Below are 21996 nucleotides of genomic sequence, written 5' to 3' on the forward strand. Positions count from 1 at the left end.
CCTCAGGCTCGCCGCTGGCATCGACGTGATCCGACCCTGCGTCGCCCTTCATCAGCGCATTTCCTGCCCGATAGTCGACATTCGCGGCAACCGGCACTGATTACCTTCAAGCGGACGCTGGCGGTCGACTCATTTCGGACCAAGATAGCCGCTGCGCTCTTCTCGCAGATTACGCTGCCCATCTGATGGCGAATGCATTAGCATCTGGCGTTAAGATTGAACTGCCTTGAACAGCGGGGGGCATTATCATCATCGTCGGCAATATGTGCCAAGCACTTCGCGTTGTCGGTTCGAGTTGATTCATGTCTTCTTCCGGCGTGACTAGCTCATCCCGACCCGGTCGCTGGGGCTTGGCTGTAAAGCTGTTTACAACCCTCGTCCTGCTTGGCGCTACCGCAGTGATGGTGACCGGGGTGCTCGGTTACTTCCGCGCCCGCGATGCTCTCGAAAAAGCAGTCTTCGACCAGCTTGCGGCCGCCCGCCAGATCAAGGCGCGCCAAGTCGAAACCTACTTCCGCACGATCCATGCCGAGTTACGGCTTCTTGCCACCTCAAAGATGGTGGTAGAGGCAACGCGCGAGTTCCGGATCGCGATAGACAAGCTCGATCGGGCTGGCGCGCCGCCTGAACTGCGCCAGAAGGTCGGCGATTGGTACGCCGAGAACTTCATCCCCGAAATGACGCGAATTCTGGGGAGGGAACCGGCCCTGTCAGATTATCTGCCGGTCGGCGGCGCGCCCTACTATCTGCAGTATCACTACATCGCGGCAAATCCGAATCCGGGGGAGCGCCGCAAGCTTCTCGACGACGCCAACGACGGCAGCGAATACACCAAGCTGCACGCCATTTATCATCCCCTGATGCGGGCCGCAGCTACAACGGTTGGTTTCTTCGACTTCATGATGGCCGACCCGAAGTCGGGCCGCCTGATCTACACTGTCCAGAAGGAAGTCGACTTCACCACGTCCCTCCAATTCGGCCCCTACCGTCGCTCCAACGTAGCCGCCGCCGTCGCCCGCTGCGCGGAGACCGCCGATCGATCGGCCGTCTGTCTCGAGGATTTCGCTCCTTATGCGCCATCGGGCGGCGCACCTATCGCCTTCATGGGAGCACCGGTGATCGACGAGGGGGTCGTCATCGGCGTGCTTGTCGCACAATTGTCGAACGAGGAGATCGACAACGTCGTCACCGGCGGTCGCCGCTGGCGGCAGGAAGGGTTCGGCGACACGGGTGAGGCCTATCTCGTAGGACCCGATCATCTGGTTCGCTCCGGCCCGCGGGCATTCTACGAGAATCAGGAGGGCTACTTCGCCGAACTCAAGTCCGTCGGCACATCGGACGAGGAGATCGCTGCCATTCAGCGTTACGGAACGCCGGTGCTGCATCAGCGCGTCGACACCAAGGCGACCCGGGCTGCACTCGCCGGTGTCGAGGGCACGGGCGAGATTATCGGATATCGGGGTGTGCCGACGCTCGCCTCTTGGGGACCGCTCGAGATCCCCGGCGTCAAGTGGGGCCTGGTCGCCAAGATCGACACCGCAGAGGCCTTCGCGCCGATCGCCCGGCTCCGCCAGGATCTGCTGATCGTCGGGGGGCTGGCGCTGCTGGTAGTGGCCGCCACCGCCGCGTGGCTTTCGCGTGCGCTGCTCGGACCGCTGCGCGAGCTCACCGCCGGCGTGAGACGCTTCGCTGCCGGCGACTACGGGGCCAGCGTGCCAGTTCGCACGCGTGATGAGATCGGCCAGCTCTGCTTGGCCTTCAACGGCATGGTCGCGGATCTCAGCCAGAAGAATGTCGTGATCGAGAACAAGAACCGGGAGAACGAGGAGCTGTTGCTGAACGTCCTGCCGGCGCCGATCGCCAACCGGCTGCGCGGTGGCGAACATAGTATTGCCGACGGCTTCGCTGAAGTAACGGTCGCCTTCGCGGACCTGGTCGGCTTCACGGCGCTGACAGCGGAGATGCCGCCGCAAGAAGTGGTGACGTTTCTCAACGGGCTATTCACGCGTTTCGATGTCGCCGCCAATGATCTCGGCATCGAGAAGATCAAGACGGTGGGCGACGCCTACATGGCGGTGTGTGGCCTGCCCGTGCCGGTGGCCAACCACGCCGAGCGCATGGTCCGCATGGCCATCCGCATGGTCCACATTACCCGCGAGCACGCTATGCAGCACAACGTCTCGATGAAGCTCAGAGTTGGCGTCAATAGTGGGCCGGTGGTGGCCGGCGTCATCGGCAAGAGCAAGTACATCTATGACCTGTGGGGCGATACGGTGAACCTCGCGAGCCGAATGGAATCAGGCAGCGTCCCCGACGCGGTCCAGGTGACGCGCGCGGTCTACGAGCAACTCAAGGACCAGTTCGTTTTCGAGCCGCGCGGCGCTATAGAAGTCAAGGGCAAAGGGAAAGTAGAAGCTTGGCTCTTGAGGTTGTAGAGTCGTTGTCCGGTTATGGGCGTACGTGGTCGGTTGGGGTCGCTCAGACTTCGGATGGTCTGATGAGGCTCGGGAAGGTCCGGTCGGGTGAAAAGCTGCGGTTCGTCCCGTCCATAATGGCAGACGCATCCAGCGATAGCTGAGTGGTTACTACGTCCCAACTGTTGTAACGGTTCGATTTCGGCGACGTGAATGTCCTCTTCGAAGAAGTGTCCGGAATGTCCGCCTCTGGTGCGACCGCGACCTCCCGCGCGGTCGCCGGTAACGTCCGCTTTAAGGCAGTGGCCGAGCTAGCTTCAATGGCCGACATGGGGCGCAAAGCGGACGGGTTCCACGATTGGCCTGTGCGCAGTTAATCGACTCTCAAGGTATCAGCACGACCTTGCCGGTCGAGCGGCGCTCTTCCAGCGAGCGATGCGCTTCGGCTGCCTCGTCGAGCGGATAGCGGCCGCCTTGCGTCACGGCAAGCTGGCCGCCGGCGGCCAGCTGGAAAAGCTCCGACAGGCTGGCCCTGAGGCCATCGGCAGAGAGCAGCGGAAGCAGGGCAAAACCTCGCAGGGACTGGTTCCGGGTGATCATCGCCTCCAGTTCCGAGGCGCCGATCGCGTATCTGCCCAGCGCCGCAAAAACCAGCTCTCCGCCAGGCGCGAGAGCCTGCAGCGATGCCGCCGTCATCGAGCCGCCGACAATGTCGTAGATGATATCGACGCCGGCGCCGCCTGCCGCTTCCCGTACACGCATGGGCCAATCCGACATGCCGTAGTCGACCGCGGCATCGGCTCCAAGCGACAGGGCAAGATCGAGCTTGGCCCTGCTGCCGGCGACCGCGCTCACGGCGCTGGCTCTCTGGCGCTTGGCGAGTTGGACCAGCAGGGACCCGACACCGCCTGCAGCTGCAGTGACCAGCACCAACTTGCCGGCGGGCGGGCTTTGCCGCAGCAGATGAAAAGCCGTCAGCCCCTGAACCATCAACGCCGTCGCGTCTTCAAACGAGAGCGCGTCGGGCAAAGGCACGGCCAGCTTTGCGTCGATCGTCACATAGTCGGCATAGCCGCCAAACGGGCGCTTCGAAGCGAACAGCGGCGCCGCGACGCGTGTCCCTGCCAGCGAGGTGTCCGCGCCTTGACCAAGCGCCTCCACTGTGCCGGCAGTCTCGACGCCGAGAACCATCGGCAATTGCGGCGTCACCGCGTAGCGATCCCCGCGCATCAGCACTTCGAAGAAATTCACGCCGGCCGCATGAACGCGGATCAGCACCTCGCCTGCTTGCGGCAGCGGCTTCGGCATCTCGACAACGTCCAGGACGTCGGGACCGCCGAAACGGTTCAGTTGAATGGCTCTCATGGCGTGCACCCCTCGCTATGGCATCGGCTGCTGTTTGCCACTATCTGCCTGATCGCGACTACACACTCATTTGTCCCCTGCTGACCAGGAGGTGACCATGGCCAAGCCGACCAAAAGGGGGTCGACCAAGAGGCTGCCAACCAAAAGACTGCCGATGCTGCCGGCGGAACGCGCGCTGAAGGTGATTTCGGGCCGATGGAAGGCCGTCATTCTCTACCATCTCTTCGATGGACCCCGGCGGCTGTCGGTGCTGAAGACGCTGGTGCCTGATATCACGCAGAAAGTGCTGATCCAGCAGCTTCGCGAAATGGAAGAACACGGCCTTATCAGACGCGAGATCTTTGCCGAAATTCCCTCACGCGTCGAATATTCGGCGACCCGCCTCGGCCTCAGTCTCGAGCCTATCCTTTTGGCGCTCTGTGAGTGGGGCCAGCACCATGCGGATGAGCTGAACGAAATGGACCGCGTTACCGATTGCATCATCAGGCCTCGGCAGGCGCGCCCGCCAGCCATCGCCTGAATAAAAAAGGGGCGACGCAAGCGCCGCCCCGGAATCCTTGGGAGGATTGTTCTGGTCTGCGGTTCAGGCCGCCTTGACTTCTTCGGCCACCGCGTCGGCCTGACGCGCCGCCTTCAGCACTTTGGCCCACCATGCAACGTCGTTGACCAGTGCAGTCGCCGCCTGGTTCAGGTGCTCGAGCTCCTCGAGCTTCTTTTCACCTTGCCGGACGGCAAGGAAATCGCCCCAGGCAATATGGACTGCCGACTTGACCGGCGCCATCTGCAGCTCGACGGCATGCAGCCTGAGCTGCTCGACGGCACGCGCGCCACCGACGCTGCCATAGCCGACGAAGCCGGCCGGCTTCTTGTTCCATTCATTGGCGGCGTAGTCGATCGCGTTCTTCAGCACTGCGGTCGGGCCATGGTTGTATTCGGCGGCGGTGAAGATGAAGCCATCGAACTCGGCGACCTTCTTCTGCCAGCGCTTTGCCACTTCATTCTGCGACGGAGCCCAGGCGGACGATGCGACCTCGTCGAAAAACGGCAGCGGGAAGTCGCGCAGGTCGACCACTTCCACGACGATGTCGGCATGCGACTTGGCGATCTTGGCGATCCACTGGGTCGGCACGTCGGCAAATCGTGCGGCGCGGGTCGAACCGACGACAATGGCGATTTTGGGTTTGGACATAGAGGGGCTCTCCTTTAGGCAAATTTCTGGTATCGTTTAGATACCTGAGCTATATGAGTGACTGCACCCACGAGGCGCAAGGAGGCACCTTTTTGTTACCAAGGCACCCGCACCGCACCGAGGACTGCCGCGCCATCTCGGAAATCCTGCAGCGCGTCGGCGACAAATGGACCGTGCTCGTCGTCGGCAAGCTCGGTGACGGGCCGCTGCGCTTCAACGAATTGCGCAGCGCCGTCGGCGGCATTTCGCAGAAGATGCTGACCACCACATTGCGCGGGCTTGAGCGCGACGGCTTCGTCACCCGCACCGTGTTCCCGACCATTCCGCCGCGCGTCGACTACGAACTGACCGACCTTGGTTACGAGCTTCTTGTGCCGGTCGGTGCGCTCGGCGAATGGGCGCGCAAGAACACCGAGCGCGTCAAGGCCGCGCGGGCGAGGTTCGATGGGCTTCATGCCTGAAACTCTTGCGCTGCAAGGGTTTGCGCACGGCGCGTAGTGTAGTTCTACGGCTGCATCTGCTGCCGGCCCGCAGACGGCTTTCGGTCCGGTTAGATTTCGGGCCCGATTGCCACCTTGCCGTCGATGGCGCAGGCCGCCCCTTCGCCGCAATTGCTCACGCTCATCGCGCCGGTTTCTTACGTCGTCGCAACGCAGATTTCGCACCTCGTCACTTGCCGCTTGAGGGTGTGGTTTTCGGCGGCGCAACTGGCTTCGGCCTCGTCTCGTTTGACCTCGGTTTTGGCGGTCGCGGCCATCAGGCAGAACAAGGCGGCAAGCGCGCATGCCTGCGCCGTTCAGCAATCGTTGACGCATTGTGTTTTCCCCATGTCCTGCCGGACATGGTCACGAAAATGTGCGAACGCGAATATGAAAAGGATCATAGCATCGCTGTTCACGTCTCATTGCGAGAGGCTGGCAGCGGCGTTGCCGTTCGACTTTAAAGCTGACTGCATCCAGCCGGTCAGCTTTCCGCCGGAACGGCCTTCGGCTTGCCTTCGCTGTCCAGCGCCACCATGACGAAGTCGGCGTGGGTGACCTTTTCCATCAGGTCGGAGAGGTAGCGCTGTGCCCATGCCTCGACCTTGAGCGTCATCGAGGTGCGGCCGACGCGCTCGACATGCGTATAGATGCACAGCGTGTCGCCGATCTTCATCGCCTTGGCGAACGACATTTCCTTCACCGCCGCCGTCACCACGCGGCCCTTGGCGCGCTCGGCGGCGCGGATGCCGCAGGCAAGGTCCATCTGTGCCATCACCCAGCCGCCAAAAATGTCGCCCGCTGCATTGGCGTCCGAAGGCATGGCCAGCGTCCTGAGCGTCAGATCGCCAATCGGCCGTCCATCCGCATAATGCACCATGCGCCAAATCCCTTCGAGATCGATTGTCCCGATCCCGTATCGGGATGGCGATGATGCGTCAACGCGCCGCCAGCCGGTAATGTCGCAGTTTGAAATTCGGCTATGGGGTGGAATATTGCCCTTCGTCTCATCGATCGGAACGAGCAGGTAGCGCCAGAAGCCGTCATTCCCGTCGCTTCTCAAAAGCGGTCGTTCGCTCTATGGCTTGAGTCGACCCATTGCTGTCATTGGCATCCGGGCGATGATCGGCTCGATTGAGCCCGATGCGGACCTTACAGGCGGATTGGCACGTCCAAGGTACGGATTTCCGCGCTTTACCTACCCGGCCGCGCCGTCACAAGCGGCAGAGTGGAGAGCCGTTCTTACGGCCTGGTGAAGGCCTGCGAGAGGAACCATCTTGGGTACGCTCCATTTACGACGAGGGTACATGGCTTGCTGGTAAGCTCCGTATGGCGGCAATAGTCTGAAGGGAGCGACCCGGTGCCAAAATTTGTGACGATCGGATATGGAGACCGCGAGGGGTACGACCGCACCCCAGTGGCCGTTCGAGATGCAGCTCACGCACACGACGCGCAGCTGCAGAAAAACGGCGTCTTGATGGGGATCGCGGGCGCCCCCGTGCAAATCCGCAACCCCGACGCTGCTCAAGTTGAAACAGCAAATGGTCCGTTTATGACGTCGTCGTTGCCGGTGGCTGGCTTTGCCATAATCGAAGCCGCCGATTTGGCTGAGGCCATAGATATGGTGTCACGGACTCCCTGCGCAGTTGCACACGGTGTCGTCGAGGTCTGGCCGCTAGAGCAACCGTCGTAGAGGACGCACCGCAACGACAGCAAAGGCTCTAGCCGCCATACCGTCAACGACTGCTTCGTCCACACGCCGGTCCTTCGCAAGGCGTTTTGCGGGCGGCAGTTCCCCACCCTTCGGGTCGTTGGCGAACGCGAACGATCGACCCTTTGCAGAATTTTTCAAAGGCCAGCTCTTGGGCAAGTTCTGACCGATAGTGTTGAAAAAATCCTACGCACTCGGCAACAAGCGCCGAGTGCAGAAATACAGTTCTCAGAGCAGACTTCTCGGGAACCACGATTCATTATTTGCAGTTTGGCGGAAAAATATTCTAACATATTAGGCAGAATAGCTTGGTTGCGGCCTTTTTCAACACTATCGACCCGTTCCAGACCTTCGCCGTTGGTACCGAGAAGGGCCCTAATGGGTGTGTAAGCGGACGTAGAACTTCGTCGGCTGCAGCAGCGCTGGCAGCCGTCATTGACCCGCCGGCATCTGAAAATCCTCACAACTGACTCGACTGTGGATGTGCATTCGTTCCAATGGAACAAGAAAGCGTGCGGAACGTTGTTTGAGGCTGGAGTGCGATGACCCGGCAACTCACCGTATAGTAAAAAAGAGCGGCGAGATGTCTAAGAGCACTCCCAGGAGACTCACATGGATACCACCACGCTTCTCATTATACTTATCGTCCTTATCCTGCTAGCCGGCGGCGGCTGGTTCGGCCGCGGTCGCTGGTACTGAGCAACGCCTCAATACCGAGATCATTCGGCTGGATACCCACTCACGGGAAGGCATAGCTTCTTGTCCACTGGCGGAAGAATATTGAGCGGCTTATAAATGTCGCTTACTGGCTGCGGCCTGCCGCCAACCGGACAAAGCTGAGGCATGCCTGAACCAATAATCAAATCCGAAAGCCAAAAAGTCGCCGAAGCTGACGTCGAAAGCTTTCGGCAGGATCTCGGCCCGTTTGTCGTCGCCGCTGAAACGACACGAATGGCGATGGTGTTCACGGACGCGAAGGAACCCGCCAATCCGATAATTTTTGTCAATGACGCTTTTCTCGAGTTAACCGGATACAGCCGGGAAGAGGTGCTCGCCCAGAGCTTCAACTTCCTGATGGCGCGGGGCACTGATTCCGATGCGCTGGCGCGCATCGAAACCGCATTTGCCGGCAATACCACCGGCGGTTCGGAAATCTGCTACCGTCGCAAGGATGGCAGCGAGTTCTGGTCGGCACTCCTCATCAGTCCAGTTCGGGATGAAAGCGGTAACGTCGTGCAGCATTTCGCCTCCTTCGTCGATCTTACCGATCATAAGCAGGAACAAGCCCGGTCCAGGATGCTCATCGACGAGCTGAACCATCGCGTGAAAAACACCCTTGCCGCGGTGCAGTCGATCGTCTGGCAGGCGTTGCGAAATACCTCTGATCCGGAAGCAATCAAGGAATCCATTGAGTCCCGCCTCTTCGCCCTCTCCCGCTCGCACGACCTGTTGACCCGCGAGAATTGGGAAGGTGCCGGGCTGCTCGATCTGATCAAGGCAGCCCTGGAGCCGTTCGGGGTTGCAAATGGGCGATCGGAGCACTTTGTCATTACGGGCAGCAATATCCGCGTCTCGCCGAAGGTTGCACTTGCTCTCGGCATCGCCTTCCACGAACTCGCGACCAACGCCGTGAAGTACGGCGCGTTTTCCAACAAGGCCGGGTCGGTCCTGATCTCATGGACGATTGAGCCGTCGCCGGAGGGCAGTCGGCTAATCCTGCGCTGGCAGGAGAAGGACGGCCCGCCTGTGGTGCCACCGTCCCGGAAAGGCTTCGGCTCGCGAGTGATCGAGCGCGGTCTGGCTCATGAACTCGAGGGCGCGGTTGATCTCGACTACCCGGCAGGCGGCGTCGTCTGCACGATCAGCTTTCCTGTCCCGAAAAGTGGTCGTGATGAATAAATTGCTTTCCGGTCGCCGCGTCCTCGTTGTCGAAGATGAAATGCTGGTCCTCATCATGATCGAAGACATGCTGGCCGACCTCGGATGCGAGTCGGTGACAGCAGCCGCGAATGTCAATCAGGCCCTCGCGGCGATTGACAGTCAAATCTTCGATATCGCCATGCTGGATATGAACCTGAATGGCAACAACAGCTATGCGGTGGCCGAAGTGCTCGGCGCCCGTGGCGTGCCGTTCGTCTTTTCCACGGGCTACAGCGGTCACGATGTGAGGGATGGCTACCGCGACCAACCCGTTCTGAAGAAGCCGTTCACGGATAAGGAACTGGTCGAGATACTTACGCGCCTACTTTCTCGCTGATCGAATAGCCCCATCCTCCATTGATCAATATCGACCCAAGGACGCGTGATTGGCCGGACTCAGCCGTCCCCGCCCGCAGGCCATGGCTTGGAGGCGGGCCGCACATAGTTCGACACAGAGCAGTTCCCGATTTTCCACAGGAGCTGGAACTGGGCTCGGACCCATATCACTCAAGCGGCATCCGGCGGCTCCGACTTGGAATGCCTGCGGTCCTTGACCTCGGCCGCGTGCCACTCGAGGAAGAGGCTGTAGCCGACCGCCAGGAGCGTTGGGCCTAGGAACACGCCGATGAAGCCGAAGGCGAGAATGCCGCCGAGGAAACCGAAGAGCCCGAGTACCACGGGCAGGCTGTTGGACTTAGTGAGGAGATAGGGCCTGAGGACATTGTCAATGCTGCTGACGAGGAGCAAGCCCCAAGCCGCGACGAAGATGCCCCACCAAACGGCTCCCTGGGCAAATAGCCACAGCGCCACCGAGCCCCACACAAGCGGGGGGCCCGCCGGTACGAACGACAGGACAAATGTAAGGAAGCCGAGCAATAGCGCCTGAGGCACACCGGCGATCCAGAAACCAATGCCGGCCAACAGCGCTTGGACGAGTGCCGTGCCGATCAAGCCGTAAACAACGCCCTGCACGGTCACGCCCACGACCGTGAGCAGGCGCCGAGCGCGGGGCCCGGCGATTCGTTCGGCGCTCCCGCGCACGTACGCTGCCATCTGCCGGCCGTGGCGGTAGAAGAAGTACGCGATGAATACACTTAGACCGAGTTCGAGAAGGCCGACGCCGAGCACAGCCCCGCTGGCGACGGCGATGTCGGTGGCGGGGCCGATCAGCTTCTTGAGCTCAATCATGAAGGCGGGCGCGTTGTGGGCCAACCTTTCCCAATAGGCAGCGAGGCTCTCGCCAACCACCGGGAGCCCTGCAACCCAATGCGGTGGCGCCGGCGGGCCTTGATCGAGGACGCGGGTCGCCGCTGTGATCAGGCTGCTTATACTGTCCGCCAGTGTCGCCACCATGATGGCGAACGGTGCGACCAGAACAAGGGCAACCGACAATGTCATCAGGGCGGCGGCCAGCCCTCTGTGGCCGCCCAGGGTCCGCTCGAACCACGTGTAGATGGGCCATGTGGAGTAGCATATGACCGCCGCCCACAACAGGGCCGACAGGAAGGGCCAGAGCACGATGGCGCAACCAATCGACAACAGCAGGAGGGCTCCGATCCCAAGGATCTGCTCAATTGGCTTGCCGAGGGGTATCATGACCAATCAGCCTCGAGGCGGCCTGGGTCTCTGCCCGCGCATGGTCATGGCGGTTCCAGTTCACTTGGCCCGTGGCTCACAACTAGGCAACAACGAAGCTGCCGACAAGGTGTTCAAGGGTATGCCGCTTCGCACACAGTCGAGGGAAGACCACAGCGTTGCCGAGCGCCATTTCGCCGAGGCGGACCGCATTGTACGCGGCTACTGATCGTCGCGATGACATGGAGCCTGTTATCCGCGAGGAACTTACCGGGCATATAGGCGAGGACCTCGTGACTCGCCATCGACGTCAGTCGCCGGACGAGTTTGTTCTTGGCCTATGTACCCGGCGCGCTCAACGTTTCACTTGGCGACTTCGACATACGCATATCTGAGCTCGACTTGGTCGCACGGCGCTGTCGTGTATTCAGCGCGAGACGACTTGAAGACGGGATGCCGGAGTGCAAGGCAGTCGGACTGGCTGTCGAGATAGCTGCCTAGCGAGGAAGGTCCGCTTCTGTCACGAGGATGCCGGTTAAAATGCGGCGGGATGTAACGTCTGGATATGGCGCGCCTTGCTCGTTCCGAGGGGCGAAATGAACAGCGGCTTCCACCCGACCCAGTCCTTTGACGATCGTGCAGTCATGCCGAGAAGCTGAAGCGGGCGTCGCCTCGATAACGCCAGTAGCGGTCTGCTTCCTGGCCGACAGCAGTTTGGGTAACGCGTCGTCGGCGAACCACGGAATTCCCACTTGGGGCCCATCCCCAGGCTTTATCCCCGACGCCTTAGGCCTATTGCGGATCGGGAACCACCTCATAGGTCCACACTCGAAACGCCTTCAGGACATGCGGGCCGAAGGAATTGATGAGCGGTATGTCGGCCGCATCACGGCCGCGGGCGACTACTATCCTGCCGATCCGCGGGGTGTTGTTGCGCGGATCGAACGTGTGCCATGCACCGTCCAGAAAGACCTCGATCCATGCGCTGAAATCCATCGGATCGACGACCGGAACGCCGATGTCGCCGAGATGGCCATTGACGTAGCGTGCGGGAATGTTGAGGCAGCGGCACAAGGTGAGTGCGAGATGCGCGAAGTCGCGACAGACGCCCACCCGCTCGTTGAATGCCTCAAAGGCGGTTCGTGTCGACCGGGCCTGCATGTAGTCGAAGCGGATGTGGCCATGGACGAAGTCGCAGATCGCCTGCGCCCGATCCCAACCGGGTGCGATACCGCCGAATTTATCCCACGCAATCTGGCTGAGCAGGTCGGTTTCGCAATAGCGGCTGCCCATGAGGTAGACGAGGCAATCGTCCGGCAATTCCGGCACCGCGAGTTCCCGCGCGCCAGGAACTGCCCTGTCCGGTTGCCCGTCATCTTCGATCGTGGCATCGCTCCAAATCGTCAGATCGCCCGCCGGCGCGACAAGCCGCCGGCATCGGTTGCCGAAGAGATCCCGATAGGTCGCTATGGGAACATCAGGAGTGGTGAACAGCGTTTCGGGAACGCGAATGTCGGCCGCGCGGTCCTCGTGGACTGACAGCAGACATACCAATGCAGTCGGCTGTTGGCAGGTCAGCGTGATTTCATAACCATGGCGGATCAGCATGGAGGATACTCGCTCCTTATCCGACTACCCGAAATCGGCGGCCGTCAGTATAGGATTCGCGACGGCGGTGAGAATAGGCTTTTCGCGCTGCGTCGTAGATCGACGTGCGCATTGAATCGAATGCCGCGAGGCACTTCGCCTCCGACGGCGCTGTCCCGCGCAACTCCGCGCCCGATTTCTCTAGCGCACCGGTCTCTACCAGGAATCGCACTTGGGACATGCCGTCATGGCCGATGAAGCGGACAGCGTTATGCTCATCATCGAAGCTGCGGCTCGGGTTCGGAAAGGACAGTGTCATGATTGGCACGCCACCGTTGCACCCGACGCATCTTGGGCAAGTGCCAGTAGGCTGATGCGCTGTTTACGGCGTTCGGCGGTGCGACGATTGAGAGACATCATGCTACTTGTGGCCTGTGACCTGTTTAGGCCAATCAAGTCATCATTGCCGACACGCGCCGCAACGCCCGTGAAGACATGATAGACCGTCCAGGACCTATCGGCTTCGACGCGGCGACCGTAAAGCTGCTCCGTGAGATCAGGGCCCGGTGCGCCGCCCTCATTTTCCCAGATAGCGATCGCCGCAGTATTCCGTCGCAGCCCGGTTTCGTTGTCTTGACGGTTCATGGTTGTCGCCTTTCTTCATTGGCCGCGTCCGCATCGATGACGCCCGAAAAGAGCGTTGCTCCGTTCGCGTCGGTGATCGTCATGGCGTCCGGTCGCTGCGGCATGTCGAGGGTTTGCGAAAGCTGCCTCGCAACCTCGATCGCGTCACCGGTATTCACCGCTTCCTTTGTTTCGCGGCCGACGATGGCATGAGCGTCGTCCGCGTTCCGGGTGCGGTAGAATTCGATCACGATCTTCATTGCATGAGCGTCCTGCTGTCAGCTCCTGCCCTTGCCGCGTGGGGCGTTGGCCTCGGCGAGCTTGATCTGCGCGCCGAATGCGCCTTCAGGTTTTGGCGGTGCTTTCACCTGCTTCGGCTTTCTGATCTCGCGACTGCTGCGTTTCTGTCCGTTGGCCATTGCCGAACGTCCTTTCCATGAGTGTTGTGCCCTCATCAGGCCGCTCCGGGCCTACTGGCTCCAGACAGTCTTGTGTCGTAACCCGCTCATGACGCTCGTCGTCATGGCGAACACGGTATTGAAACAAATTATCCCTCGCAGGCAGCGTGCCGGTAATCCGATAGATCTCCCCAAACTTGGGCGACGTTCCGAACCCGCCCTTCAGCCGGACGGACTGCCCAATAGAAAAAAGATGCTTTGCAGCGTCGTGCGGGGTTGCGCGGCTGCGTTGCCCGCGGGATAGGACGGTCATGACTGTTCAAGGTCCTTTGCGAGGGCGGCCTCGAGGTCCGCTGGGTTGATCGGCACCATCTGTTGCGTCGAAGCCTGGATGGCGATGGCCGGCAGGTGGATGAAAGCGCCGACACGTCGCCAGGCAAGTCGGGAGGTGCCTTCTATGAGTTCCTCGTCGTGGTCGACGCGGTAGTCTCCCGCTGGTTGGGGAGCGTCAAAGCCCGGCAGCCGGAACGCCGATGAAAAGTGGACGACAGTTTGCGTGGTGCGGCTGGCCATGGTGCAGGTCCCCGCAGGAGCCCGCAGAGGCGTCTCCTGCATCATTCCCGTTCGAGCGGACGACCCCCATGCTGCCAGTACATCCGTGGTCAGCGCCAGGTCCAATCCAGATCGAACAAAGCGATTCGCGCCGGATCGGCGCTAATGCATTCGCTGTCGAGATTCGGGGTGTATGGCGGGTCTGGTCTCTGACACCGCGAAAGCCAATCGGCCAAAATCAACGAGCTTTATATATGCTCCTTGATTGAGCTTCAAACAAGGCACGGGCGCGTATTATTCAAACTGCTAGCTTCGCTGCATCCTCCACGGTTAGGGGGTGGTGATGTCTTCCCACGCGGAGAGGAACGCGACGTATACACATGCATTCCTAAGTTCCGGGTCATTCCGGGTCGCTGCTAGAAATTCCATCCGACGCTCGCGCTCACCTGCATCGGGCATTTCGTTGATAATTCTCATGATTGCTGAACGAACCAGTTGTTCCGCTTCAACACACTCTCGCGGATAGGCTTCTTCGTTGCGAGACATTTTCTCATGCCTCCATTGGGCTGTCCCGAATGATACCGCAAATCCTGCCGCTGGCATATGCGGGTGATGCGTCCATAGCGTCCAGCACCCTTGCTCAATCCGCAATTTCACAAATATAGCATGAAGTTCCATTAAAAAGGCGGTCCGCCAACAACTGCTTTCGGGCATGTGAGAACGAAACTTTTTGTTTCGGCCGCTACCGGCCTCCTGTTCGCACTGTCAGGTGCAGCCTTTGCTCAAACGGTGGTCACCGCAACGACCGACCTTAATGTTCGCGCCGGACCGGGTCCGCAGCATCCGGTCGTTGGCGTAGTCGGCGCCGGCGCGTCCGCCATGCTCAACGGATGCGTTGAGGGCAGTAAATGGTGCGTCGTCTCGCATGGCGGTGGTGAAGGCTGGGTCTATTCCGACTATCTGGTTGGCGATTTCGGCGGACAGCAGGTTGTTCTGACCGAACGTCCGGCCGATTCCGTCAAGGTGATTACTCCGCCATCAGGTGACGGCGGTGCCACGGGTGCGGTTGTCGGGGGCACAACCGGTGCGGTCGCCGGAGCGATTATCGGCGGCCCCATCGGTGCTGCGATTGGCGGCGTTGCCGGGGTAGCCGTCGGCGGAACTGCCGGGGCTGCGGCAGAACCCCCGGCTGAAGTGCGCACCTACGTCACTTCCAACAAGGTCGACCCGATCTATCTCGAAGGTGAAGTCGTGGTCGGTGCTGGACTTCCAGAAACGGTGGAACTTCGCGAGATTCCCGACTACGAATACCGCTATGTCTATGTAAATGGACAGCCGGTTCTGGTTGAGCCGGCTTCCCGCAAGATCGTCTACGTCCTACGCTAAAGACTAAGTTCCAGGCAACAGACCGTTGGGCCACTTGCCCAGCGGTTTTTTGTTGGAGCCGCCGAAAGGACCTTTCGAGGTGATTTAGCTCAGGGCATCTCGGCGTACGGCACAAGTTGGTGATCGCGGCGTCCACCCGTCGGTCACGAGGGTCAGTCTTCCCACGAAGCAAGGTCGATTTCATCGAGCAGCTTCAAAGTCCGTTTTCGAGTGGAGTAACGGTTCTCGCCGTTGGCCATTTGATGGGTTGAAGAAAGCAGCTCGGCCAGTTGTCGGTGCAAACGCTTTTTCTCCATCGGATCGCGAACGAGAGATGTGGCTCGTAGCGCCAGATGCTGGCCGTCAGCAACATTTGTTGGCCCGCCTGCGCCGACCATCGCGCGAACCCGATCATGCGTACCGCCAACTCAACCATGCGTCCTCCCGCGCCCAAATCCCACTGGGGGCATTCCGATTTAGCATACGCGCCAACAGGTCAGGGCGATAGCAATGCCGCACCATGCGGAGCACGATCATGTGGCTTGGTCGGAAGCGATTCCGCTCGGCGGCGGCCTATGGTGAATTGCAACGGCTCTAATAGCCCACGATCTCCGATCGGATGTCCTCCCTTCAAATGCTCGACTTTCAAAAAACTTGAACATGCGCAGACGCTTGCGCAAGCGATCGTCAATACGATTCCCGAGCCGTTTGTCGTGCTGGATGACCGCTATCATGTGTTGGCCGCAAGCCGCTCATTCTATTCGACCTTCAACGTCAAGCCCGAACAAACGCGCGGTCGTCTGCTTTACTCGCTTGGCGATGCCCAGTGGGACATTCCCGATTTGCGTGTTCTGCTGGAGACGATCATTCCCGAGCAGACCGCAATGGATAACTTCGAAGTCCAGCATGACTTTCCCGATGTCGGGCATCGGACGATGCTGCTGAATGCACGCCAGGTAGTCTACGAGGACAGCTCCACCCGGACGATCCTTCTCGCCTTCACCGATGTTACGGCCCGGCGGGCGATCGAGCGGGAAAAGGAAGAGCTCCTCAGCCAGACCGAGGAGTTGCTGCGCCAGAAGGATATTCTGCTCCAGGAAATGCAGCATCGCGTCGCCAACAGCCTTCAGATCATCGCCAGTATTCTGTTGTTGAAGGCTCGGGCTGTGACTTCCGAAGAAACCCGCCAGCACCTGCGGGATGCGCATCAGCGCGTCATGTCGGTAGCTGAGGTTCAGCGTCATCTCCACGCGCTTGAAGGCATCGACCAGATCGACGTGGCGTCCTATCTGTCCAAGCTTTGCGACAGTCTGATCTCGTCGATGGTTGGCGAAGGCCGGATCGCGATCAAGGTGATGGCGGACGCCGGAACCGTTGGATCTGACAAAGCCGTGAGCTTGGGCCTGATCGTTACCGAACTTGTGATCAATGCGATCAAATATGCGTTTCCTGCTGACCGAAGCGGTGCACTGATCCCCGTCACCTATGAAACGGCTGGCCCGGATTGGAAATTGATCGTTTCAGATAATGGTGTCGGGAAAAGTGCCAGTGACAGCAATGGCAAGAAAGCCGGCCTGGGAACCGCAATCGTACAAGCGCTGGTAAAGCAGATGGACGCCCAGCTCGAAACCACCAGCTCCGCGGTCGGCATGAGTGTGGCGATTACTCAAGCGACGTTCACATCGCATATGCCACTGGCGAGCTGATATGCTGGTTTTAACGGTCAAGGCGACTAAATGAGAAAACAAGTACCCCGTGCTTTGGCACCAGAGGGACTTCAAATAAACCCGCCAAGGCAGTCGCAGTGGGCCGTTCCGCCCCCTGGAGCGCTCCGATCAAAGAGTATCTGTCGTCGTCGGACCGCACCGCGGTAATTGGCCTGCTGATCAAGGGCGGTGTGGTGTTATGGGTTCTGGCTATTATCCTCGTCGTGTTCTTCGGATGAACTTCCGGCAACCCTGCCCTCTGAAGTTGATTTCGCCCAAACCTCGGCCCCACCCGTTCGAAAGCTAGAGCGACCCACAGGAAACAACTCATGTGGGACGCCATCTTTTCACAACAGAAGATGCCCAAGCTGGTCGTCGTCATGGCGTTCGACCCCGATGACGACGGCGTGCTTCAGGTTGTATTCGGCCCAGCCGAGCAGGAGAGCGAGGAGCGTGCAATCCGGACAGCGAATGCGCTGGCACCCAAGCATGCCGGCGTCATCGCCTGGTCGCGAGAAGCCAATCCGGCGCTCGGAGAGTATGGCGAGCCTTCGACCTTGTTAGTCAGCGGAGATGTGCTTGCCATGGAATGAGCGGGATGCCATCTGGTGGCAGCGCCGTCCCAGGCTGTTTGGGCGATCGGTGCAGAGGTGCGGCGACGCCACCGAGCCTAAGATTTTGCGATGACAATCGGAAACAAACTCGCTGTCATGGGAGGGCACATTCTCAAACAATCAGCGGCCAGGCATTGTGGCTTGATGGATTATGGGGTTAGGCGGGCATGAGACGAACGATATACGCAATCATCTGCGTGGCCTTGATCGCTGCAGGCTCGGCGTCGCTCTTTTCGATGTCTCTCGAACCACCGGATGAACCGTTTGCGTCCCGCAGGACTGGCTAGAATCCCGAGACAAGATAACCGCAGCCGCTCCCCAGCGACCCGCACTAGCCAACGAAACGGACGCGATCATTACACCACAAGGCATGGCGAGTAGTTTTCTCAGGAGAACGGACTCGCCTGCTTCCAACGTCGTAAACTAACAAAGCTGACCTTCGACATGGCGCACAAACGTCTGCTCGGGGTCATGAACGTTGGTGCACCCAACGTCAGCTATCGGGGAAGGAAATCGGCGAATAAAGGTCCGGATCGGGTCAAGGGCGTGAATTCGGCCGGGGCGAACGAGCGTCCGCAATGGTCGTAAGCTGAAATTCAACTGAGTCCCGCCGTCGCTTTTTTCACAAGCCATGCCGGAAGGCGCGGCGACGCGGCGCCGCGCCCAAGTCTAGGGTAGAACCAGAATTCCGGAGCCGCTCGCGTCACCATGCAGACCTATGATTTTATCATCGTCGGCTCCGGCTCGGCCGGTTCGGTTCTGGCTGAAAGACTGTCGGCTTCCGGCCGCTTCTCGGTGTTGGTGATCGAAGCCGGCGGCACCGACCGGCGTTTCTACGTCCAGATGCCGCTCGGCTACGGCAAGACCTTCTTCGACCCGGCGGTCAACTGGAACTACAAGACCGAGCCGGACCCGGGGCTCGCCGGCAATGTCGACCACTGGCCGCGCGGCAAGCTGCTCGGCGGCTCGAGTTCGATCAACGCCATGGTCTGGATCCGCGGCGCGCGCGAGGATTTCGACGCTTGGGCAGCGGCCGGCAACCCCGGCTGGGGCTTCGATGACCTGCTGCCCGTCTTCAAGGCGCTCGAGGACAATCAGGCCGGCGCCGACCAGTGGCGCGGCGTTGGCGGCCCGTTGCATATCACCGACTGCTCGACCTCAGTCCATCCGCTCACCAAGCGCTATCTGGCGGCCGCCAACCAGGCCGGCCTGCGGTTCAACCCGGATTTCAACGGCGCCTCCCAGGAAGGCGCCGGCATCTATCAGATCACCACCAAAAACGGCCGCCGCATGTCGGCTGCCCGCGCCTTCCTGCGGCCGGCGATGAAGAGAAACAATGTCCGCGTCGAGATCAATGCGCTGGCGACCAGGATCCTGTTCGAGGGCAAGCGCGCCGTTGGCATCGAGTACCTGCAGAACGGTAAGACGAAAACTGTCCGCGCCGGCCGCGAGGTCATCCTGTCGGGCGGCTCGATCAACTCGCCTCAATTGCTTCAGCTTTCCGGGGTCGGCCCGTCGGCGCTTCTTGGCGCGCTCGGCATTCCCGTCGTCCACGCCAATGAGAATGTCGGGGCGAACCTGCAGGACCATGTCGGCATCAACTACACGTATCGGGGTAGGCTGCCGACGCTCAACCAGGTTCTGCGTCCCTGGTGGGGCAAGCTAATGGTCGGCATGCAATATGTCCTCTTGCGCTCCGGCCCGCTGTCGCTGTCGATGAACAATGCCGGCGGCTTTTTCCGCACCGACCCGGCTCTTTCACGGCCCAACATGCAGCTTTATTTCCAGGCGTTCTCGACCGTCATCCCGAAGAGCGGAGAACGCCCGATCCTGACTCCAGATCCGTGGCCGGGCTTTTCCATCGGCCTGTCCAACTGCCGTCCATCGAGCCGTGGCGGGATCATGATCCGCTCCGCCAATCCGCGCGATTATCCGAAGATCGTCGCCAATGCCTTTTCGACCGAGGCTGACGTCGCCGAGATGCTGGCGGCGGTGAAGTTCGCGCGGAAGATCGCCGCCATGCCGGCGATGGCCGAGATCATCGAGGAAGAGGTGTTGCCGGGCCCGTCAATCACCTGCGACGCGGATCTCATTCAGGATTTCAGAAAGCGCTCGGGCACCGTCTACCACCCGGTCTCGACCTGCCGCATGGGACCGGACGCAACCGCCGCCGTCGTCGACCCGCGCCTGCGGGTTCACGGCCTGGCCGGCTTGCGGGTCATCGATGCCTCGATCTTTCCCGATAACATCACCGGCAACACCAACGCCGCCTCGATCATGACCGGATGGAAGGGCGCCGAAATGGTTCTGGAGGATCAAAAATGAAAATCACCGACGTAAAAACCTGGGTTGTCGGCAATCCGCCGCCCGGCATCGGCGGCAAGTATTTCATCTTCGTCAAGCTCACCACCGACGGCGGCGTGGTCGGCTATGGCGAGGCCTACAACGCCACCTTCTCGGCTCATGTCACCGCGAAAATGGTCGAGGACATGGCCGAGCGCTATCTCGTCGGCCGCGATCCGCACGACATCGAGAACTTCTTCCGCCGCGCCTATTCGTCCGGCTTCACCCAGCGCCCAGACGTTTCCGGCATGGGCTGTTTCTCGGCGCTCGAAATGGCATGCTGGGACATTATCGGCAAGGAGGCCGACAAGCCGGTCTACAAGCTGCTCGGCGGGCAGGTGCACGAAACGCTGCGTTCCTATACCTACCTCTATCCGCACAGCGGCAGCGTCCACTCGGAGGATGCGCGCGGCAGGAACGTCTACAACGATCCCGATATGGCGGCCGAATGCGCGCTCGAATATGTCGAGCAGGGTTTTAATGCCGTCAAGCTCGATCCGGCCGGCCCCTACACCGCCTTTGACGGTCACCAGCCGCGTCTCGTCGACATCGATCTCTCCGCCCGCATGGTCAAGGCGATCCGCGAGGCGGTCGGCACAAGGGCTGACATCCTGTTCGGCACGCATGGCCAGTTCACCGCATCGGGCGCGCTGCGCATGGCCCGCGCCATCGAACCTTACGACCCGCTGTGGTTCGAGGAACCTGTGCCGCCCGACATGCCGGAAGTGATGGCACAGGTGGCGCGCGGCACATCTATCCCGATCGCCACCGGCGAACGGCTGACGACCAAGTTCGAATTCGCCCGCATCATCGAGAACCGCGCGGCGACCATTTTGCAACCGGACCTCGGCCGCTCCGGCGGCATTCTCGAAACCAAGAAGATCGCCGCCATGGCCGAGGCCTATCACATCCAGGTCGCACCGCATTGCTATTGCGGGCCGGTCGTCGGTGCGGCCAACATCCAGCTTGCCGTGACCTTGCCCAACTTCCTCATCCTGGAATCGCTGAAGCAGTGGGACGGTTTTCACGAAAAGCTGCTGAAGAAGAAGATCGAGTGGCAGGACGGCAACGTCATTCCGTCGAAGGAACCCGGCCTTGGCGTCGAGCTCGACGAGGCCGTCTGCGAGGCGCATCCCTGGACCGGTAAGGACCTGCATTTGCAGATGATGCAGACGCCGTTGATGCCGTGAGCGCGCGCGAGCGTTACGCCTTCATCGGCCTTGGCCATCTCGGCGGTCACCTCGCCGCCAGCCTGATCCGCAATGGTTTCACCATCACCGTCTTCGACCGCGATCCCGCGGCTGTCGAGCGCCTGTTGACGCTCGGCGCGATCGCCGCAAGGAGCCCAGCCGAGGCAGCCGCCCTGGCCGGCAACGCCATCACATGCCTGCCGTCGCCTGATGTCAGCGAGGCGGTCCTGGCCGGTCCCGGCGGATTGCTCGAAGGCCTGCCCAAGGGCGGAAGCTGGATCGAGATGTCGACCAATGGCCAAGACGAGATTGTGCGCCTTGCATTCCTGGCTTCGGCAAGCGGCGTCGAGACGCTCGAATGTCCAGTTACTGGCGGCGTGCATCTGGCGGCGGTCGGCAAGATCACCGCACTGGTCGGCGGCGATCGGGCACTCTATAAGCGCCACCGTCCGGCCATCGACGCGATGTGCGCAAGGTCTTTCCTGATGGGGCCGATCGGTTCGGCGGCGGTGATCAAGGTCATCACCAACATGCTGGCCTTCATCCATCTTGTCGCTGCCGGCGAAGCGCTCATGCTGGCCAGGAAGGGCGGGCTGGATCTTGCCCAGTCCTACCACGCCATATCAGCCTCGTCCGGCAACAGCTTCGTCCACGAGGCCGAGAGTCAGCTGGTGCTGAACGGCTCCTACGACATCGGTTTCACCATGGACCTCGCATTGAAGGACCTGGGCTTCGCACTGGGCATGGCCGAGAAATTCGGCGTGCCGCTCGAGCTCGCCTCGCGCGTCAACGCCATATTCGAACAAGGCAAGAACACCTATGGCGGCAGCGCCTGGTCGACCATGATCGTCAAGCTTCTGGAAGATGCGGTCGGGACCGACCTTCGTGCGCCTGGTTTCCCCGCCAAGGTCGACGTCTGACATCAGGTAATTGTCACGCGATTTCAGTACATTGACTGGATCGC

26 protein-coding genes and 1 pseudogene are annotated in these 21996 nt (G+C 60.7%); 15 read left to right on the forward strand and 12 right to left on the reverse strand.

The genetic code is table 11. The annotated features are described in order from the left end of the window. Nucleotides 1-350 precede the first annotated feature (350 nt). Nucleotides 351-2435: an adenylate/guanylate cyclase domain-containing protein gene (locus BQ8482_RS15630; RefSeq protein ID WP_123148434.1), complete on the forward strand. Its 2085-nt coding sequence runs from the start codon at nt 351-353 to the stop codon at nt 2433-2435. Between the two features lie 363 nt (nt 2436-2798). Here BQ8482_RS15630 and BQ8482_RS15635 read toward each other — a convergent pair whose 3' ends face one another. Then, complete coding sequence (locus BQ8482_RS15635; RefSeq protein WP_123148435.1) at nt 2799-3779, reverse strand: quinone oxidoreductase family protein; 981 nt, start codon at nt 3777-3779, stop codon at nt 2799-2801. Between the two features lie 97 nt (nt 3780-3876). Between BQ8482_RS15635 and BQ8482_RS15640 the strand changes: the two genes are divergently transcribed. Next, nucleotides 3877-4299, forward strand: a complete 423-nt coding sequence (locus BQ8482_RS15640) for a winged helix-turn-helix transcriptional regulator (protein WP_123148436.1) — start codon at nt 3877-3879, stop codon at nt 4297-4299. A 63-nt stretch (nt 4300-4362) separates the two neighbouring features. Here the strand turns inward: BQ8482_RS15640 and BQ8482_RS15645 are convergent, their stop codons facing one another. After that, nucleotides 4363-4968, reverse strand: a complete 606-nt coding sequence (locus tag BQ8482_RS15645) for an NADPH-dependent FMN reductase (protein ID WP_123148437.1) — start codon at nt 4966-4968, stop codon at nt 4363-4365. Between the two features lie 92 nt (nt 4969-5060). Here BQ8482_RS15645 and BQ8482_RS15650 point away from each other — a divergent pair, with 92 nt between their 5' ends. Continuing rightward, nucleotides 5061-5429 carry a winged helix-turn-helix transcriptional regulator gene (locus BQ8482_RS15650; protein WP_165848577.1) on the forward strand — a complete coding sequence of 123 codons (369 nt, stop codon included), beginning with the start codon at nt 5061-5063 and terminating at the stop codon, nt 5427-5429. A gap of 212 nt (nt 5430-5641) precedes the next feature. Continuing rightward, a complete protein-coding gene (locus BQ8482_RS38135; RefSeq protein WP_165848578.1) occupies nt 5642-5911 on the forward strand; it encodes a hypothetical protein in 270 nt (89 codons plus the stop codon). Nucleotides 5912-5931: 20 nt separating this feature from the next. On the opposite strand, the gene BQ8482_RS15660 is transcribed toward BQ8482_RS38135, so the two are convergent. Further along, entirely contained in the window at nt 5932-6327 is a 396-nt protein-coding gene (locus BQ8482_RS15660; protein ID WP_123148439.1) for an acyl-CoA thioesterase, read from the reverse strand. A gap of 480 nt (nt 6328-6807) precedes the next feature. On the opposite strand from BQ8482_RS15660, the gene BQ8482_RS15665 reads away from it, so the two are divergent. The 3 genes from BQ8482_RS15665 to BQ8482_RS15675 all read left to right on the forward strand — a co-directional run bounded on the left by BQ8482_RS15665 (nt 6808) and on the right by BQ8482_RS15675 (nt 9415). Further along, a complete protein-coding gene (locus tag BQ8482_RS15665) occupies nt 6808-7140 on the forward strand; it encodes a YciI family protein (protein WP_077380171.1) in 333 nt (110 codons plus the stop codon). Between the two features lie 861 nt (nt 7141-8001). Then, nucleotides 8002-9057, forward strand: coding sequence for an HWE histidine kinase domain-containing protein (locus BQ8482_RS15670; RefSeq protein WP_123148440.1), 1056 nt, complete (start codon nt 8002-8004; stop codon nt 9055-9057). Next, on the forward strand, nt 9050-9415 hold the full coding sequence (locus BQ8482_RS15675) for a response regulator (RefSeq protein WP_077380175.1): 366 nt from the start codon (nt 9050-9052) through the stop codon (nt 9413-9415). The genes BQ8482_RS15670 and BQ8482_RS15675 overlap by 8 nt, the downstream gene beginning before the upstream one ends. 170 nt (nt 9416-9585) lie before the next feature. Here the strand turns inward: BQ8482_RS15675 and BQ8482_RS15680 are convergent, their stop codons facing one another. Then, nucleotides 9586-10674, reverse strand: coding sequence for an AI-2E family transporter (locus tag BQ8482_RS15680; RefSeq protein ID WP_077380177.1), 1089 nt, complete (start codon nt 10672-10674; stop codon nt 9586-9588). On the opposite strand from BQ8482_RS15680, the gene BQ8482_RS15685 reads away from it, so the two are divergent. Further along, complete coding sequence (locus BQ8482_RS15685) at nt 10673-10882, forward strand: hypothetical protein (protein ID WP_123148441.1); 210 nt, start codon at nt 10673-10675, stop codon at nt 10880-10882. The genes BQ8482_RS15680 and BQ8482_RS15685 overlap by 2 nt on opposite strands. A gap of 563 nt (nt 10883-11445) precedes the next feature. Here BQ8482_RS15685 and BQ8482_RS15690 read toward each other — a convergent pair. The 7 genes and pseudogenes from BQ8482_RS15690 to BQ8482_RS37720 all read right to left on the reverse strand — a co-directional run bounded on the left by BQ8482_RS15690 (nt 11446) and on the right by BQ8482_RS37720 (nt 14360). After that, nucleotides 11446-12261, reverse strand: a complete 816-nt coding sequence (locus tag BQ8482_RS15690; protein WP_123148442.1) for a transglutaminase-like domain-containing protein — start codon at nt 12259-12261, stop codon at nt 11446-11448. Between the two features lie 24 nt (nt 12262-12285). Next, a pseudogene (locus BQ8482_RS15695) lies at nt 12286-12559 on the reverse strand (DUF1488 family protein). Then, entirely contained in the window at nt 12556-12885 is a 330-nt protein-coding gene (locus BQ8482_RS15700) for a hypothetical protein (protein WP_123148444.1), read from the reverse strand. Before BQ8482_RS15700 ends, BQ8482_RS15695 begins: the two are co-directional and overlap by 4 nt. Next, nucleotides 12882-13124, reverse strand: coding sequence for a hypothetical protein (locus BQ8482_RS15705; RefSeq protein WP_077380187.1), 243 nt, complete (start codon nt 13122-13124; stop codon nt 12882-12884). The genes BQ8482_RS15700 and BQ8482_RS15705 overlap by 4 nt, the downstream gene beginning before the upstream one ends. 18 nt (nt 13125-13142) lie before the next feature. Then, nucleotides 13143-13283, reverse strand: a complete 141-nt coding sequence (locus BQ8482_RS40575; protein ID WP_208867712.1) for a hypothetical protein — start codon at nt 13281-13283, stop codon at nt 13143-13145. 288 nt (nt 13284-13571) lie between these two features. Further along, a complete protein-coding gene (locus BQ8482_RS15715; RefSeq protein WP_123148550.1) occupies nt 13572-13835 on the reverse strand; it encodes a hypothetical protein in 264 nt (87 codons plus the stop codon). Nucleotides 13836-14144: 309 nt separating this feature from the next. Then, nucleotides 14145-14360 (reverse strand): hypothetical protein, encoded by a 216-nt coding sequence (locus BQ8482_RS37720; protein ID WP_133254776.1) that lies wholly within the window; start codon nt 14358-14360, stop codon nt 14145-14147. Nucleotides 14361-14528: 168 nt separating this feature from the next. On the opposite strand from BQ8482_RS37720, the gene BQ8482_RS15720 reads away from it, so the two are divergent. Further along, entirely contained in the window at nt 14529-15200 is a 672-nt protein-coding gene (locus BQ8482_RS15720; protein WP_123148445.1) for a DUF1236 domain-containing protein, read from the forward strand. Nucleotides 15201-15352: 152 nt separating this feature from the next. Here BQ8482_RS15720 and BQ8482_RS37725 read toward each other — a convergent pair whose 3' ends face one another. Next, nucleotides 15353-15577, reverse strand: a complete 225-nt coding sequence (locus tag BQ8482_RS37725) for a hypothetical protein (protein WP_133254777.1) — start codon at nt 15575-15577, stop codon at nt 15353-15355. 177 nt (nt 15578-15754) lie between these two features. Between BQ8482_RS37725 and BQ8482_RS15725 the strand changes: the two genes are divergently transcribed. The 6 genes from BQ8482_RS15725 to BQ8482_RS15745 all read left to right on the forward strand — a co-directional run bounded on the left by BQ8482_RS15725 (nt 15755) and on the right by BQ8482_RS15745 (nt 21952). After that, complete coding sequence (locus tag BQ8482_RS15725; protein WP_244602823.1) at nt 15755-16885, forward strand: sensor histidine kinase; 1131 nt, start codon at nt 15755-15757, stop codon at nt 16883-16885. 98 nt (nt 16886-16983) lie between these two features. Next, the gene (locus BQ8482_RS38140) at nt 16984-17124 is read left to right on the forward strand and encodes a hypothetical protein (protein ID WP_165848579.1); all 141 of its coding nucleotides are present in this window, start codon (nt 16984-16986) and stop codon (nt 17122-17124) included. A gap of 90 nt (nt 17125-17214) precedes the next feature. Then, the gene (locus tag BQ8482_RS15730) at nt 17215-17478 is read left to right on the forward strand and encodes a hypothetical protein (protein ID WP_123148446.1); all 264 of its coding nucleotides are present in this window, start codon (nt 17215-17217) and stop codon (nt 17476-17478) included. Nucleotides 17479-18207: 729 nt separating this feature from the next. Beyond that, nucleotides 18208-19824 carry a GMC family oxidoreductase gene (locus tag BQ8482_RS15735; protein ID WP_123148447.1) on the forward strand — a complete coding sequence of 539 codons (1617 nt, stop codon included), beginning with the start codon at nt 18208-18210 and terminating at the stop codon, nt 19822-19824. Then, nucleotides 19821-21032, forward strand: a complete 1212-nt coding sequence (locus BQ8482_RS15740) for a mandelate racemase/muconate lactonizing enzyme family protein (RefSeq protein ID WP_123148448.1) — start codon at nt 19821-19823, stop codon at nt 21030-21032. Before BQ8482_RS15735 ends, BQ8482_RS15740 begins: the two co-directional genes overlap by 4 nt. Then, entirely contained in the window at nt 21029-21952 is a 924-nt protein-coding gene (locus BQ8482_RS15745) for an NAD(P)-dependent oxidoreductase (protein ID WP_123148449.1), read from the forward strand. The genes BQ8482_RS15740 and BQ8482_RS15745 overlap by 4 nt, the downstream gene beginning before the upstream one ends. Nucleotides 21953-21996: the final 44 nt, after the last annotated feature.

The organism is Mesorhizobium delmotii (assembly GCF_900149755.1).
Lineage (GTDB): Bacteria > Pseudomonadota > Alphaproteobacteria > Rhizobiales > Rhizobiaceae > Mesorhizobium > Mesorhizobium delmotii.